The sequence below is a fragment of the Streptomyces cinnamoneus genome, assembly GCF_002939475.1.
Classification (GTDB): Bacteria; Actinomycetota; Actinomycetes; order Streptomycetales; family Streptomycetaceae; genus Streptomyces; species Streptomyces cinnamoneus_A.
Window position 1 is genome coordinate 5,986,260 of the sequence record NZ_PKFQ01000001.1, and the last position, 14,678, is coordinate 6,000,937.

The 14,678-nt window shown below is 70.9% G+C and carries 12 protein-coding genes; 4 read left to right on the plus strand and 8 right to left on the minus strand.

Annotation, left to right across the window (positions count from 1 at the left end; genetic code table 11):
• The first annotated feature begins 166 nt into the window (after positions 1 to 166).
• Entirely contained in the window at positions 167 to 1,588 is a 1,422-nt protein-coding gene (locus tag CYQ11_RS26540) for a glycoside hydrolase family 18 protein (RefSeq protein ID WP_099202832.1), read from the plus strand.
• A gap of 99 nt (positions 1,589 to 1,687) precedes the next feature.
• Positions 1,688 to 2,689, plus strand: a complete 1,002-nt coding sequence (locus tag CYQ11_RS26545) for a lytic polysaccharide monooxygenase auxiliary activity family 9 protein (RefSeq protein ID WP_099202833.1) — start codon at positions 1,688 to 1,690, stop codon at positions 2,687 to 2,689.
• 97 nt (positions 2,690 to 2,786) lie between these two features.
• Here the strand turns inward: CYQ11_RS26545 and CYQ11_RS26550 are convergent, their stop codons facing one another.
• The 7 genes from CYQ11_RS26550 to CYQ11_RS26580 are packed head-to-tail and all read right to left on the minus strand — an operon-like array spanning position 2,787 to position 9,637.
• Entirely contained in the window at positions 2,787 to 3,689 is a 903-nt protein-coding gene (locus CYQ11_RS26550; RefSeq protein ID WP_099202834.1) for a 2OG-Fe(II) oxygenase family protein, read from the minus strand.
• A complete protein-coding gene (locus CYQ11_RS26555) occupies positions 3,686 to 4,576 on the minus strand; it encodes a 2OG-Fe(II) oxygenase family protein (RefSeq protein WP_099202835.1) in 891 nt (296 codons plus the stop codon). The genes CYQ11_RS26550 and CYQ11_RS26555 overlap by 4 nt, the downstream gene beginning before the upstream one ends.
• A 41-nt stretch (positions 4,577 to 4,617) precedes the next feature.
• On the minus strand, positions 4,618 to 5,562 hold the full coding sequence (locus tag CYQ11_RS26560) for a 2OG-Fe(II) oxygenase family protein (RefSeq protein WP_205041830.1): 945 nt from the start codon (positions 5,560 to 5,562) through the stop codon (positions 4,618 to 4,620).
• Positions 5,562 to 7,028: a cytochrome P450 gene (locus CYQ11_RS26565; protein ID WP_099202836.1), complete on the minus strand. Its 1,467-nt coding sequence runs from the start codon at positions 7,026 to 7,028 to the stop codon at positions 5,562 to 5,564. The genes CYQ11_RS26560 and CYQ11_RS26565 overlap by 1 nt, the downstream gene beginning before the upstream one ends.
• Complete coding sequence (locus tag CYQ11_RS26570) at positions 7,025 to 7,942, minus strand: 2OG-Fe(II) oxygenase family protein (protein WP_099202837.1); 918 nt, start codon at positions 7,940 to 7,942, stop codon at positions 7,025 to 7,027. The genes CYQ11_RS26565 and CYQ11_RS26570 overlap by 4 nt, the downstream gene beginning before the upstream one ends.
• Positions 7,932 to 8,909, minus strand: a complete 978-nt coding sequence (locus CYQ11_RS26575) for a 2OG-Fe(II) oxygenase family protein (RefSeq protein ID WP_099202838.1) — start codon at positions 8,907 to 8,909, stop codon at positions 7,932 to 7,934. Before CYQ11_RS26575 ends, CYQ11_RS26570 begins: the two co-directional genes overlap by 11 nt.
• 2 nt (positions 8,910 to 8,911) lie before the next feature.
• Positions 8,912 to 9,637 (minus strand): tRNA-dependent cyclodipeptide synthase, encoded by a 726-nt coding sequence (locus CYQ11_RS26580; protein ID WP_099202916.1) that lies wholly within the window; start codon positions 9,635 to 9,637, stop codon positions 8,912 to 8,914.
• Positions 9,638 to 10,329: 692 nt separating this feature from the next.
• On the opposite strand from CYQ11_RS26580, the gene CYQ11_RS26585 reads away from it, so the two are divergent.
• Together CYQ11_RS26585 and CYQ11_RS26590 are read left to right on the plus strand one after the other, a co-directional pair.
• Positions 10,330 to 11,751, plus strand: a complete 1,422-nt coding sequence (locus tag CYQ11_RS26585; RefSeq protein ID WP_099202839.1) for an MFS transporter — start codon at positions 10,330 to 10,332, stop codon at positions 11,749 to 11,751.
• A 451-nt stretch (positions 11,752 to 12,202) separates the two neighbouring features.
• Entirely contained in the window at positions 12,203 to 13,384 is a 1,182-nt protein-coding gene (locus tag CYQ11_RS26590; RefSeq protein WP_099202840.1) for a 3-deoxy-7-phosphoheptulonate synthase, read from the plus strand.
• Positions 13,385 to 13,450: 66 nt separating this feature from the next.
• Here CYQ11_RS26590 and CYQ11_RS26595 read toward each other — a convergent pair whose 3' ends face one another.
• Positions 13,451 to 14,449 (minus strand): FkbO/Hyg5 family chorismatase, encoded by a 999-nt coding sequence (locus CYQ11_RS26595; RefSeq protein ID WP_099202841.1) that lies wholly within the window; start codon positions 14,447 to 14,449, stop codon positions 13,451 to 13,453.
• Positions 14,450 to 14,678 lie beyond the last annotated feature (229 nt).

The following is a 14,678-nucleotide window of genomic DNA, read 5'->3' on the forward strand; positions in this document are numbered from 1 at the left end:
GGGCCCGCGCCTCGGGCCCGCTCATTAACGGCCACCGATGGCTTCCTTAAGCGCGCCATAAGAAGCCGCCCTCCGGGCCCGATTCGGCGATTTGCCCTGTTCGCTCTCGCTAGCGTGCCGCCCGTACCTTCCCCCAACCCCCCAACTGAGAACAGGCAGGCACGCGATGGGTTCCTCCGCACACCGCCGCCGTCCGAGCCGCAAGGCGAAGCTGGTGGGCGCCGGCGTCGCCGCGGCGATCGCCACGGGCGCCGCGTTCACCCTCACCGGCACGGCGCAGGCCGCCTCCGTCGGCGCGGCCTTCTCCACGACCGGCTCGTGGTCGGGCGGCTACACCGGGCAGTACGTCGTCACCAACGACACCGGCGAGGAACTCTCCGGCTGGAAGCTGACCTTCGACCTCCCCGCCGGCACGAAGATCACCTCCCTGTGGAACGGCAAGCACAGCGTCAGCGGTCAGAGCGTCACCGTCGAACCCGAGAGCTGGAACGGGACCATCGCCCCCGGCAAGTCCGTGACCGTCGGCTTCGTCGCCTCCGGCGGCGACGCGGCCGCCACCCCGGCCAACTGCCGGATCAACGGCGCGAAGTGTTCGACGGACACCCACCCCGGACCGCGGCCCACCGCACCCACGGTCGGCCCGTCGCAGCCCCAGCCGGAGCCGACCGCCACCTCCCCGGCGCCCGGCGGTGCGACCGCCGGCTTCGCCCCCTACGTCGACACCTCCCTCTACCCCGCCCACGACCTGCTGGCCACCGCCCAGAAGACCGGCGTGAAGCACTTCAACCTCGCCTTCATCACCTCCGGCGGCGGCTGCGTCCCCAAGTGGGGAGGCGTCACCGATCTGGGAGCTGACGCCGTCGCCGCCCAGATCGGCAGGCTCCGCGCGGCGGGCGGCGACGTACGGGTCTCCTTCGGCGGCGCCGCCGGGTCCGAACTCGGTCTGGCCTGCTCCTCCGCCGACGACCTCGCCGCCGCCTACGGCAAGGTCGTGGACGCGTACGCGCTCACCAAGGTCGACTTCGACATCGAGGGCGCCGCCCTGCCCGACACCGCCGCCAACACCCGGCGCGCCCAGGCCATAGCCCGCCTCCAGAAGCAACACCCCGGCCTCGACGTCTCCTTCACCCTGCCGGTGATGCCCACCGGACTCACCCAGGCCGGCGTCGACCTGGTCGCGAACGCCAAGAAGAACGGCGTCTCCGTCTCCACGGTCAACATCATGGCGATGGACTACGGCTCCTCTTTCAGCGGCGACATGGGGCAGTACGCGATCGACGCCGCCACCGCGACGCAGGCACAGATCAAGGGCGTCCTGGGGCTGGGCGACGCGGCGGCGTGGAAGGCCGTCGCCGTCACCCCGATGATCGGCGTCAACGACGTCGCCACCGAGGTCTTCAAGGTCGAGGACGCGACGCAGCTGGCGGCGTTCGCCCGGTCCAAGGGCATCGGCTGGCTCTCCATGTGGTCCGCGGCCCGCGACAAGCCGTGCCCGGGCGGCCCGCAGAACTCCGCGTCCGCGACGTGCAGCTCGATCCAGCAGGACGAGTCCGCCTTCAGCAAGGCCTTCGCCAAGCCCACCTCCTGAGCCCCCCACCCACCCCCACACCGCCCCGCACGCCGGCACCCCCCACCTCGCGCCGGCGTGCGGGGCACCACCCCCGCCACCAAGGAGAAGGACCCCCCCATGCGCACGCGTCACCAAGCCGTACGGACCTCCCTGCTCGGCCTCGCACCCCTCACGCTCACCGTGCTGACCGCCGGGCCGGCCGGGGCGCACGGCTCCCTGACGGACCCGGTCAGCCGGGTGTCCGCCTGCTTCGCGGAAGGGCCCGAGCACCCGCGCTCGGCCGCCTGCAAGGCGATGGTCGCGGCCGGCGGCACCCAGCCGCTCTACGACTGGAACGAGGTCAACATCGGCGACGCCGCCGGCCGGCACCGCCGGATCATCCCGGACGGCAAGCTGTGCAGCGCCGGGCGCGAGAAGTACAAGGGACTGGACCTGCCGCGCGCCGACTGGCCCGGCAGCAAGCTGGCTCCCGGCACCCACACCTTCCGCTACCGGGCCACGGCCCCGCACCGCGGCACGTTCGAGCTCTACGTCACCAAAGACGGCTACGACCCCAAGAAGCCGCTGACCTGGTCGGACCTGGAGGCGAAGCCGTTCGCCAAGGTCACCGACCCGGCGCTCAAAGACGGGAGCTACGTCTTCCGGGGCACCGTGCCGAAGAAGTCGGGCCGTCACCTGATCTACAGCATCTGGCAGCGGTCGGACAGTCCCGAGGCCTTCTACACCTGCTCCGACGTGGACTTCGGCGGCTCCGGCCCGTCGGCGGCCCAGGCGCCCGCCGCCTCCGCCCCCAGCGACCGGCAGATCACCGACGAGGCCGGCAGGTCCACGGTCGACCACGGTGGGCACGGCGGGGACGGAAAGGACGCGCATGCGGGCACGCACGGACAGGACGCCCGCGAAGGACACGCCGCGCCCGCCGCAGCCGAGGACGCCGGCACCCGGGCCACCGGCGTGACCACCGCCAACGCCCCTGCGGCACAAGGCGGGAAGCTCGCCGAGACCGGCGGCCGGGGCAGCACCACGACGCTGGCCGTCGCCGGCGCCGGAACCCTCGCGGTGGGCGCGGTGGCCCTCCTCCTGGCCGCCCGCCGCCGCGCCGCACGGAACCGGAACTGAGCGGATCCCCGTGGCTGAGGCCGCCCCAGCGGATGCATGCGCGCGATCGGCCGCCCGCGCTGTCGAGGCGCGAGCGGCCGATCCGCGTCTCCCGGCCTCAGTACAGGCCGGCGGTGTCCTTTTGGTAGGTGTTGTGCAGGATGGTGTCGAGGAACGTGCCGAAGTTCGTCTCCAGGCGGAGACCGGTGCCCGGCTCGTAGCGGAAGAGGCCCGGGCAGATGTCCTCGTCCAGGCTGCTGTCGACGAAGAGCGCGTAGGAGAACCTGTCGGGTTTCCGCTCGTCGGTCCGGGGCTGTTGCACGACGCGGTGCGCCACGGCCGCCACGGGAGTTCTCGTGTCACGGGTGAGGATCTCGATGGCGCAGCCGAAGTTCACGATGAACGTGCCCGGCCTCGGGTCGATGGGGTGCCAGGCGCCGTCACGCTCGACTTCGAGGCCGGGGTCGGTGGACCGCAGCACGGTCACCCAGCCGGAGTCCTTGTGGACGTTCAGGCCGCGCCGGGGGACTTCCGGACGGAAGTGGTTGAAGGTGAGGTTGTAGGTGCCCCGTGCCGACAGGCAGCGGCCCGTGGCCTCGTCCCACAGCTCCGGGGGCAGTTCGAGGTGGGCGAGCACGGCCCTGAGGACGTCGAGTGCCAGTGACCGCATGGCTTCCGCCTGCCGCGCCAGCGCCTGCGGGTACACGGAGTCCCAGTGGGCGCTCTCCAGGAAGAACTGCTCGGTCTGGTCGTCGTCGCGGCAGTAGTAGCCCTGGCGGGGGCCGAGCCGTTCCGAGGTCCAGTGCTGGAAGCCGCGGAACGGGTCGGTGGAGTCCGGTTCCCCGGGGAGGTAGAAGCCGCGCGCGAAGCGGTCCCCGGCCGTGAGGTCCAGGCCCTCCGGTTGTTCGACGTGGAAGAAGCCGTCCCTGAGGGCCTGCTCGATCCCTCCCGGCGTGCTGAAGACCAGCTCTCCGCCGCGCAGTGCGGCCGTCTGCCAGCCGTATCCCTGTGCCGTGCTCATATGCGGGAGTGGAACTCGTAGCCCAGCTTCTTGGACTTCTCCACCGAGAAGTCGCGGAAGCCCTGGTACTCGTGCAAGGTGCCGTCCGCGGCGTACTGGTGGAGCATCATGTCGTACCGCGGCCCCATGTAGATCGTGAACGATGACCGGTGGTGCGCGGCGCCGTCCGGCCGGAGTTCGGGAACGCGGTGGTAGACGGCGGTCACCGGCCGGGGGAGCTTCCGCGTCAGGACGCGGAACGCGTCACCCAGGTTCACCACGAAGTGCCCGGGCTCCTCGCGGACGGGCCGCCAGCGGCCCTCGTGGAGGATCTCGTAGCCGGGCTGGTCGGTGCAGATGAGGGTGATGAACCCGCTGTCGGAGTGCTCGACGATGCCCGCCCGGTCGCTCAGGTCCGCGCGGTAGTGGTTGACCGTGGTGTAGCACAGGCCGGTGTCCTGGCGGGCGCCGCCGGTGACGGTCTCGCGGTCGTGCTCCGGGATGCCCGCCACGTCGAACACGCCGTAGAGCGCGTCCAGGGTCAGGTCCTTCATCCGCTCCAGGAGGGCGGTGACCTCCTCGGGCAGGTACCGGCTCCACAGGTGGGACTCCAACTGGAGCTGCTCGACCTGGTCGGGGCGGTCCTCGTAGCCGAGCTTGGAGTCGGCGTGCCCGTCCTCGCGGTGGCCCCGGTACCGGTCGGCCGTCCCCGGCTCGGCCGGTTCGTAGAAGCTGCGGCAGAACCTCAGCCCCGGCTCGACGTCGAGGTCCTCGGGAACCGCGAGGCAGAACGCGCCCAGCGCGAGGGCCTGGTCCGCCCCCTCGGCCGCGTCGAAGAGCAGTCTGCCGGCCGTGACCCGCGCCGTGGGGAGGTGGAGGTGTCCTTCGTTGTCGACGACCGTCGTCATCGCAGTCCTTTCTCTGGGGGGGTGCACCGCCTCGGAACGGCTCAGAGCGCACCGCTGTCGTCGTAGGTCCGGCCGACTTCCTGGCCGGCGAACTCGGCCACCGACTGGAGGGGCCGGGGCGTGCCGTTCTCGAACCGGTAGACGGTGCCGGTGAGGTCGGAGTCGAGGAAGGTGACGTAGGAGGTCCGGTCCGGTTGTCCCGGCGCCCGTTCCGTGGAGACGACGCCGTGCACATTGGCCCGCACCGGTCGGTCGAGGCGTTCGGTCAGCACTTCGAGGGAGCTGCCGAAGTTGACGATGAAGTGGCCGGGCTCCGGGTCGACGGCCCACAGGCGCCCGTCGACGAGGGCGAGCAGACCCGGGTCCACGGACCGCAGGACCGTCACCCAGCCGGAGTCCCGGTGGAACTTCGAGCCGCGCACGCCCTTGTGCGACCGGAAGTGGTTGAAGGCGAGCATCTGGTGGCCGCGGTCCTCGGTGAGCCCGCCCGTGACGCGCGCCCAGTGCTCCCGGGGCAGCCGCAGGTGCTCCAGGACGCCGCGCAGGATCGTGACCCCGAGACCGGCCATGCCCCGGCCCACCCGGGCGACCTCGGATGGCAGCACGTCCCAGTTGTCCCTCTCGACGTAGAAGTTCTCCCACTGGTCGTGCTCGCGGTCGAAGTAGCCCTGGTAGTCGCCGGGCACGCGCACGTGGCGGTAGCCGCGGTAGGCGTCCAGCGGGTCCCCGCCGGCCCGCTCCTCGTGGAAGTGGGCCGCGAAGCGGTCGCCGGCGGCGGGGTCCGTGCCCTCGGGGATCCGTACGAGGAAGAACCCCTGCGCGAGGGCACGGTCGAAGCCCTCGTCGCGGTCGAAGACGAGCCGGCCACCGGTGACGCGGGAGCGCTCCAGCCCGATCGGCGGATACGCCGCCCGCGCCTCGTGCTCACCGGGCATGGGAGGCAGGACGACCGGTTCCCGGAGGGTGGCGGAATCGGGTGACGCCATCAGTTCTGCTCCTTCGTGCGCTCGGGCAGGGCGTTGAAAAGGACAGTGCCGGGCCGGGCGGGCCGGGGCATGGCGGCGTGCCTCTTCAGACTCAGGTCGATGCCTCGCGCGCTGACCTCGTAGCGGGAGTACAGCTCGGCCAGGAGGACCGACTGCACGCGCACGGAGAACAGCCGGCCGGGGCATTTGCGCGGGTTCCGCGTGGCGTTCACCATGCTGAACGAGTTGATCTCGTGCCGGCCCCGGGAGATCAGGGACGAGACCGTCTCGCGGCCGGACCGGAACAGCGCCCGGATGTTGCGTGGGTCGAAACCCTCGGGGTGCGGGAAGACGGCCGGGTCCCGGTTCGCCTGGCGGCGGTCCAGCCACATCATGGTGCCCGGGGGAACGGTGACCGAACGGCCCTCGTGGTGCAGGGTGAAGGGCCGTGTCGTCCGGCGCCAGAGCGCGCTGGGGTTGCTGCCGCCCAGCCGGACGGCCTCCAGGACCGCCAGGTCCAGCGGCGAGGGCGACGCGCTCGGCTGCCCGCCGCGCGCCTCGGCGACGATCTCCCGCTTCGCGGCGGGCGTCGTCTCGATGTAGGCGAGGGCCCACAGCAGGCTGAGCGCGGTCGTGTCGTACGTGGCCACGATCACCGTGCCCAGTTCCTTGACCTGTGCGGCGTCCAGCCCGTCCACGCCCTCCCGGGAGAACGGCAGGTCCCACAGGGCGAAGTAGCGCCGGATCACGTTGGACGCGGGGGCCGCCGCGATCGCGTCCGCGTTGGCCCGCAGGAGTTCGCGGACGAAGGGGACGATGACGTCGAACTCCCGCATGGCCGCGGGGTTGACGTTGGTGATCACGTCCGAGGCGAGGTCGAAGAAGCCCCGCACCACCGCGCCGTACTCCGGCGAGGCCAGCCAGTCGGGCAGGGGGCGCTGCGTGAGGTCCAGCACGCCGGGCACGAGGCTGTCCACCTGGGCCACCAGGGACAGGGCGAACTCGTCCAGGGGGACCTCCCGCCCGGCCGCCCGGTCGAGGAACGCGGCGGCGTGCCGCCGCACGTGCGGCACCAGCTCCTCCACGAACCTGCCGTTGCCCAGGGTGGTCTCCACGGCCGCCCGTTTGGCCGGCCGGTCCGGGTGGTCGCCGGGCAGGGAGCCCATGAAGTCGCCGAACAGCTCCCGGTTGGCGTCGGTGGACGGCGCCAGGTCCTCGTCGTCCAGCAGGGGGCCGTTGGTGATCTGGTACACGGCCAGGCGCGGGCCCATGCGGAACGTGCAGAGGCCGCCGTTCTCCTCGGCGCACGCGCTGATGCCCGAGGCGCGGAAGTACTCCGAGGCCGGTGTCCCGCGGACGACGGTCGCCTCGTGGAAGGCGCTCTCGTGGCCGTCCAGCGGGCTCGGGCCCGGATGGTGGGCGAGCACGCCGGGGAAGGGGGCCCGCCCGGACACGGGACAGGCCGGCGGGTGGGCGGGCGCGGTCATGCCCTCACCCCGTCTTCCGCGACGCCGGCCGGCTCCGGAGGGGCGATCCCGAAGTCGGCGTAGCCGTCGCCCCACGTCCGCTCGTTGAAGTCGCGCAGGAAGTCCTCGGTGCTCCGGGCCACCGTCGCCGTGCCGTCGGCACCGACGCGGTAGAGGTCGCCGGTCGGCGGTGGGTTGACGAAGGCGGCGAAGGAGAAGCGGTCGGCGGACTCCGGCCGCGGCGCGCACTGCCGGACCCGGTGCAGCAGGGCCCGCACGGGGCGGTCCAGGCCGGAGGTGAGCAGTTCGAAGGCCCCGCCGAAGTTGACCACGAAGCAGCCCGGTACGGGATCGACCGGCGTCCAGGAACCGCCCGTCGCCGCCTCCAGTCCCCCCTCCTCGATGTAGAGGACGGTCACGAAGCCCGTGTCCTTGTGGGGCGCGCACCCGAGCCGGTCGCGCTCGGAGCGGTAGTGGTTGGCGGCGAACCACTCCGTGCCGCGGCCGTCGACGGCCCCGCCGGTGACCTCGCTCCACAGCTCCCGGGCCACCCCCAGCTCGGTCAGGACCGTGCGCAGCACGTGCCGGGCCAGCTCGTGCATGTGCTCGGCCATGCGCCGGAGCTCCGGCGGGAAGTGGCGCTCCCGCCCCGGTCCGTCGATGAGGACGTGTTCGGTCTGGAAGTGCTCGCGGTCGAAGTAGACGCCGTCCAGGTCCCGGAAGCCCCGGTAGGCGCGCGTGCTTTCGCCGCCCTGCTCCACCGGGCGGAAGAACTCGCGGCACAGGGTCACTCCGGGCGTGGTGTCGAAGCCGGGCGGTACGGCGAGGAGGAAGCAGCCGTCCCGCAGGGCCCGGGTCAGGCCGCCGGGCGTCTCGAACGCCAGGCCCTCCTCGGTGGCCCGCGCCTTCTGGAGGCGCAGCGTCTCAGTGCTCACGTCGCTTGTCCCCCGGGGCGTCGGTGCCGGCGTAGATCTCGTGGTCGTTCTCGTCGATGAGTTCCCGGGAGCCGCAGACGCGGTCGAGTCCACTGCCGGGGAGGTAGCGGAAGACGCCTTCGTCCATGCCGGGGGCGCAGCCGCTGGAGCTGAAGTGCCCGAAGCTGGAACGGTCGCCTCCCTGCCGGGCGACGCGGTGCATGATGGCGGCCACGGGCGCCTTCGTGGGCGCCGTGAGAATCTCCATCGACAGACCGAAGTTGATGACGAAGCAGTCCGGGTCGACGGGGACCCGTTCCCAGCGGTCCTTGCGGTTGACCTCCAGCCCCGGGGTCGTCGTGCGCAGGATCGTGAGGAACCCGTCGTCCTTGTGGGAGCTCAGACCGACGTCCCGGTGCTCGGGGCGGTAGTGGTTGAAGGTCAGGTGGTACGAGCCGGCCGCCCGGGAGCATCCGCCGGTGGCGCGTCGCCGGTCCCGCTCGGGGACGCCGACGTGGGAGAGCACCGCGCAGAGGACCTTCTGCGACAACCGGGTCAGCTGCTCGCCGAGCCGGGCGATCTCGGGCGGGTAGTCGCTCGCCCAGAAGCGCCGCTCCAGGAGGAACTGTTCGATCTGGTTCACCCGCTGGTGGAAGCCCAGCAGGGGATCCCCGAAATGCTCGCTGCCGAGGTCGCGGAACCTTCCGTAGGGAGGGGAGTCCGGGCCGAGGTGGAACTGGCGGGAGAAGGCATCGCCGGCCGCGACGTCGATGTCCGCGGGTATCTCCAGGAGGAAGACGCCGTCGGCGAGGGCGGTTTCCCGCGCCCGGGAGCCGGCGAACTCCAGGCGGTCGCCCTGGATACGGGCGCGTTCGAGGTGGGCGTCGCCCTGGACCGCGGGCCCGCTCGCGCGCTTCTCGTAGAGGTCGCGGTAGATCCGGCCGCGCCGGATTTCGGGTGCGGCCGTGTTGCCGGGTGCACGGGACATGGTCATCGCCCTTTCAGGTGGAGGGACACCACGATGAGGTCGCGCAGCTCTTCGGGGGCTCCCGGGTGTTTTCCCTGAGCTATTTCCGAGAGAGTGCTGAACGATCCGGGATACACCATGACGGGACTGCCGGTCCGCTGGAGGCAGGCGAAGATGGCGAATTCCTCTAGAAAGTACTCGGAGGATTTCCTGATGCGGTGGTCGAGTTCCTGGGCGCTGACGCCTTCGGAGCGTTTGCCGTGGTAGTCGCGGCCGAACGCCTCGACCGAGCCGCGGAAGGCGGCGTCCTGGTCGTAGTGCTGCCGCAGGCGCTCGTGGTAGTCGCCGTAGAGGCCCCAGCTCTGCACCTCCGAGCAGGTCACGAAGGTGAACTTGGTCCGGTCGCGGAAGGACTCGAAGACCGGTTGCCGGCTCTCGACGAACTCGCGGCCGAGCCGCAGGGCGTCGTCGAGGGCCGCCCGCGGCGGCATGGAGCGGGTGGACTCCAGGGTGATCCGGTGAATGCTGTCACCGATGAGGACGGTGCACTGGGAGAACCGCCGGGAGATCCACTTGGCCATGGCGTCGACCTTGGCCGGTTTGAAGTTGCTGTTCTCCAGGCTCACTCCGAGGAAACAGGTGTCGTGATCCTCGAACGTATCGCGGCTCGTGGTCGGGGAGACGGATCCTATCTCCGCCTTGTAGCGCCTGCCGAAAACCGGCTTTGCCGGTTCTTCCCGAGGCTCCATCAGCTGCGCTTCTAGCGACATAAAGCCAACCCGCCTAGTCGTGGGGGAGGGTGGGGTCAATGGCCGAATGGCTGACCGAATATGCAGGATGAAATTGCTAACAAGAGCCCGGATGGCTGGGCAAGCCCGAGGTTTGTTTTGAGCCGGACCGGACCGGATGGCATCGCTGCATGACCTGCGGAGTCGGCCGCTCCGCAACTTAGATGTAGGCCGAAACTACTTGGTCGGTGAGGTGAGGAGCGGTAGGTGGAAGCAAGAGGGATTGTCGGGGGAGAACCGATGTCAGACGGATTGTGCGGTCAATCCGGACACGGGGGAGAGTAAAGCCGCCGTAGGGGATGCGGGCGCACCGGATCCGCCCGGAAGGGGGTGGCCCGAGCGCTGCGGACCGGCTAACGTGAGGAGCGCTTCGTGCCGCACCCCGCACCAAGGCGACCCGTTTCTCCACGGCGCCCCGGGGAGCGCGGATCTGGAGCCGTTGCGGCGCCCCCGGTTCACATCCGGCGGCCACTCACGTCAGGTTCTGACACCTCATCCCCTCACCGCCTGCCCGAACCGGCCGGGCAGCACGCGCCGTTGCCCGCGGACGACCGGGCCACAGCGGCCCCGGTGCCGTACGGCTCGTACCGCGCGCCCCGTGCCCGGCCCCCGTGACGACGTGGCTCCCGCCACCCGAAGGATGTGAGACGACTGTGCTGAAGGGACCTCCTGGACAGCGCCGGGCCCTGGCGGCCGTGGCGCTGGGGGTGTTCTGCATCCAACTGGACGCCTTCGCCCTGAACCTGGCCCTGCCGAGCATCGGTCACGACCTCGGCGCCTCGACCGGCAGCCTGCAGTGGGCCGTCAGCGCGTACCTGCTGTCCACCGGCACGCTCATGCTCGGCGCCGGCCGCCTGAGCGACCTCTGGGGACGCCGCCGGCTGCTGGTCGTCGGGCTGGCCCTGTTCGGCGCCTCCTCCTTGGCCTGTGCCACCGCCCCGTCGCTGCCGTTGCTCGTCGGCGCGCGGGTGGCGCAGGGCGCCGGCGCCTCCCTGATCATGCCGGTCGGCCTGGCCCTGCTGACCAACGTCTACCCGGCTGACCAGCGCGGCCGTGCCACGGGATGGGCCCTCGGCATGGGAGGCGTCGCCACCGCCTGCGGCCCGTTCGTCGGCGGGGCGCTGACCGAGGCGGCGTCCTGGCGCGTCATCTTCTGGATCAACGTCCCGCTGGCCGTCGCCGCGGCGGTGTGGGCCTCGCGGACGCCCGGGAGCCGGGACACCGCCGCCGCCCCGGCCGTCGACTGGCGGGGGCTGGCCTTCGCCACGGCGGCCCTCGCGGCCGTCGCCGTGTTCGTGGAACGCGGCCCGGTGTGGGGCTGGACATCCCCCCGCGACGGCCTCGTGCTGGCCGCGGCCGCCGTGCTGCTCGTCGCCTTCGTGCGACACGAGGGCCGGGTCGCCGACCCCCTGGTGAACCTGGGCCTGTTCCGCAACGGCCCCTTCGTCGTGCTCACCGTCGCCGGAGCCGTGGCGAACGCGGCGACCGTGCTGTTCCTGTTCGTGGTCCCCCTCGCCCTGCAGGGGTCCTGGGGCCTCACGGCGTTCGCGGCGGGCGTCGCCTTCCTGGCCCCGGCCGCGATGATGGCCGTCGCCGGTCCGCTGGCCGGCCGGGTGACTCCCGGCGCGGCGGTGAACGTCATGGCGCTGCTGCTGGCCCTGGCCGGAGGCATGCTCTGCGCGGCCCCGGCCATCGGGGCCCTGCCCGTCCACCTCGCCACGATGACCGTGTGCGGCGGTGTGCTCGGCCTGGCCAACGCCCTGACCCTCATCGCCACCCAGGCGGTCATCCGGCCCGAACGGGCCGGGGAGGCCTCGGGGGTGACGAAGACGGTCATCACCGTTGCCGCCGGGCTCGGCGTCGCGCTGTCCGGTGCAGTCGCCGACCCCGACGGCAGGCCTGCGTCGTCAGCGGCGGCGGACCACGCCCTCACCGCGACGGGACTGGCCGCGCTCGCGGCGGGGCTTCTCCTGGGCGTGTGGAGCGCGGCCCGCGCGCGGGCGGACCGCACCGGCCGGACGCGGCCGGAGGCGGGGAGGACGCGGAGGGCGATGGCCCGGACGGGCCGGAGGTAGGCCCCGGGCCGTGCCGACGTCCTGAGGGGGAAGCGGGCGTGCGCTCGGTGGCCGGGGCCGTGCTGCCGGGCGCCCCGCAGGCGATCGTGCCGTCACAGCCGGGAAAGGGAGCGGGGAAGAACCCGCCGGAATTCACACTTCCGCAATCAGCCACGGGTAAGAAGGCGGAGTGGTGTTTCTCACCGAAGCGGCCGTGATCGCCTCTCGTGGGCAACACTGATGGCGACAGGCGGGATTGACGAAGCGGGGAGCACCGGACTTCCGCTGGATCGGCACGATTTCGGCGTTCGTTCATGGTCAAGTCCGGTCGTTCCGTGGCCCGCACTGCCGCCTGCACGAGACACCTGCACAACGCCTTCGAGGTTGCAGCGCCCCCACATGCTTCCCGCGGGACCTCTACGGGCCGGTACCAGAAAGGAATGCGGCGGTTCTTCTTCCGCCGCGTAGCCGTATGACTGCCATCGACCTCAGTTCACCATCAGATTCCGGCCGGAACCAGGAGAGCGGCTTGTGGCCGTGTCCTCCGGCGGGTCCTCAGTCGGGGTGGTCCGAGCCGGCCGCGCTCGCCGCGGGCAAGGAGCAGGGCTTCCACCCTCCCCTGGTTTTCGCCGCGGAGTGCGACCAGTTGCGCTCCCGGCTGGCCGCCGTAGCCCGTGGTGAAGCGTTTCTGATCCAGGGCGCAGTCTCCGCAGATGAATTTGCTCTTGAGTTCACTGAAGCAATTGACGTTGCGTTGAAGACGCTGCTTCAGATGTCGTCCGTATTGAGCTATGCCATGGCCGTTCCGGTGGTGAGGATCGGCCGGATCGCAAGCTCCGCATTCGAGACGCGTGAACACCGCACCGCGGCCGCGGCGTTGAACCTCGCACGGGGTCTGCTCCGCGCTGGATACGCCGACATCGCGTTGGTCCACGAGTGGAACAGGGACTTCGTCGCCACGGGGGGCGGGAGGAGGTACGGTCCGATCGTCAGTGAGATGGGCGGTGCGCTGCGCTTCATGGCGGCATGCGGTGTGAACGCCGCACAGTGGGGAGCCGAGTTCTTCGCCGGCCGCGAGATGTCCGTACCGGACGATGAGGGGGCACCGCGTTCCGTCGGCGTTCTGGGTGAAGCCCACGACGGAGCGTTCCGTGAAGAAGTCCATCAGGCCTCGACCCATATGGTGTGGGTGGATCGGTCCGACAGCGCGTCCGTCGAACTCGCCTCGCGCGTCAGCAATCCGATCGGCGTGCGGATCGGCTCTTCCACCACGCCGGACGAGGTGCTGGCCCTGCTTGAGCACCTCGACCCGGACCGTGCGCCGGGCCGGCTGACGTTCCTCGCGGGGATGGGTGCCGAGAGCGTGCGCGATGTGCTTCCGGACCTGATCGGCAAGGTCGCCGCGTCCGGCGCCCTGCCGGTGTGGGTGTGCGATCCACTGTGCCGCAGCGCGGGCCGGCTCGACGCCGCGTGCGGCGAGGTGCGGGACTTCTTCGAAGTCCACCGCGAACTGGGAACCCGTCCGGGTGGCCTCTGCCTGGATCCGACGGGCGGCAGCGCGTTCCTCCGTGAGCAGCTCCTGGAACTGGCCTTCAGTGTCGCCGAGATGTGCCCGGGAATGCCGCGGGCGGCCGCGGACGCACCAGCTGGATAGGAACGCCGAAGCGCGTACGACGGATGGCCTGTCCCGGAAGGGACAGGCCATCGTGTCTCCTGCTGCTTACGCGATGACGCCCTCGATCTCCACCAGGAGGTCGGAGCGGCATATGTCGACGTTGAAGTAGGCGATGTCCATCGGATTCGGGAAGGCTTCCTCGCATGCCGCGCGGACGGCAGGCATGTCCTCCCGGTGCCGGACGTAGACCTTCACCTGTGTCACGTCGGCGAGTTCGTACCCTCGCGGAACGCCGTGGCCGGAGAGGTTCCGGCGGCTGATGAGGTATTCGATGTTCTCGAGAGCGACTCGGCACTGCTTGTCGAGGTCGTCGGCGTGGACCGTCTCGTGACCGAGGATTCCGGCGGTTCCCGAGATGTAGAGGGCGCCGGTTCCCAGTCCTTGGTCACCCGTCGCCAGGTACGTTGCCCGTGCAAAGCTGGGTGGCTTCGGGCCGTACTGCTCGGGATAGTTGTACGCCGGTATCTGCCGGGCGTTCTCTATGTTGACCCGGGCCGCCGACCGCGAAGCCAGGAAGTAGAACGCCACGCCTTGGCCACGGGAGCCGATGCCGGTCGCCGAGGGCATGTCCTCGCCCTGCGCGGCGTACAGCTCGAACGCCTGGGCCCGGCCGCGGCAGAAGTCACGATAGACCTCAAGGCCTTCGGAGTTGTCCGCGTTGATCCGGCCGATGAGGTTCCACATGCGGAAGATGCTGGGGTATCCGAGCCGCTCGACGAGGTCGAACACCGCGGTGTAGGCCTCCCGGGTCGCCTCCGTGAAAAGGCCCTGTTCCGGGATGTACCCGGCGCAGAACAGGAAGTCGTCGGTAAAGGAATAGACCAAGCCGTTGTCGGTGCCCGTGCCGCGGATCGGCTGGTCCACGGTCCAGCGTTCCGTCCGCACTTCCGACGGATCGGCCGCCATGTGGGAACCCAGCACGGGAATCTCGTCCCGGATGAGCGGAGCGGCATCTTCCAGCCCGTAAATCACCTCCCCGAGAACGAACCGGCCGGGTTGGTCCACGGGTGTCCGGCCAGGAAGGGTGTACTCGCATCGCAGCATGAGAACTCCAACGCGCCGCACAACGCGGCCCGTGAGAAAGGTCGGAGAGGATACGGAAAGGGCGCACGATGACGCGGCCGACGCCCGGTGAGGCGGGCAGGAGAGTTTCGCCGGTTGGCTGGATCGTGCCCCCCCGCAACATTTATGGCACTACGTCACCGGGTGCTCCACGCCCGGTGGGTGAGGCTACCAGCGCGTGCCGCCGAAGCCAGGCCCCCGGCGGACCCCC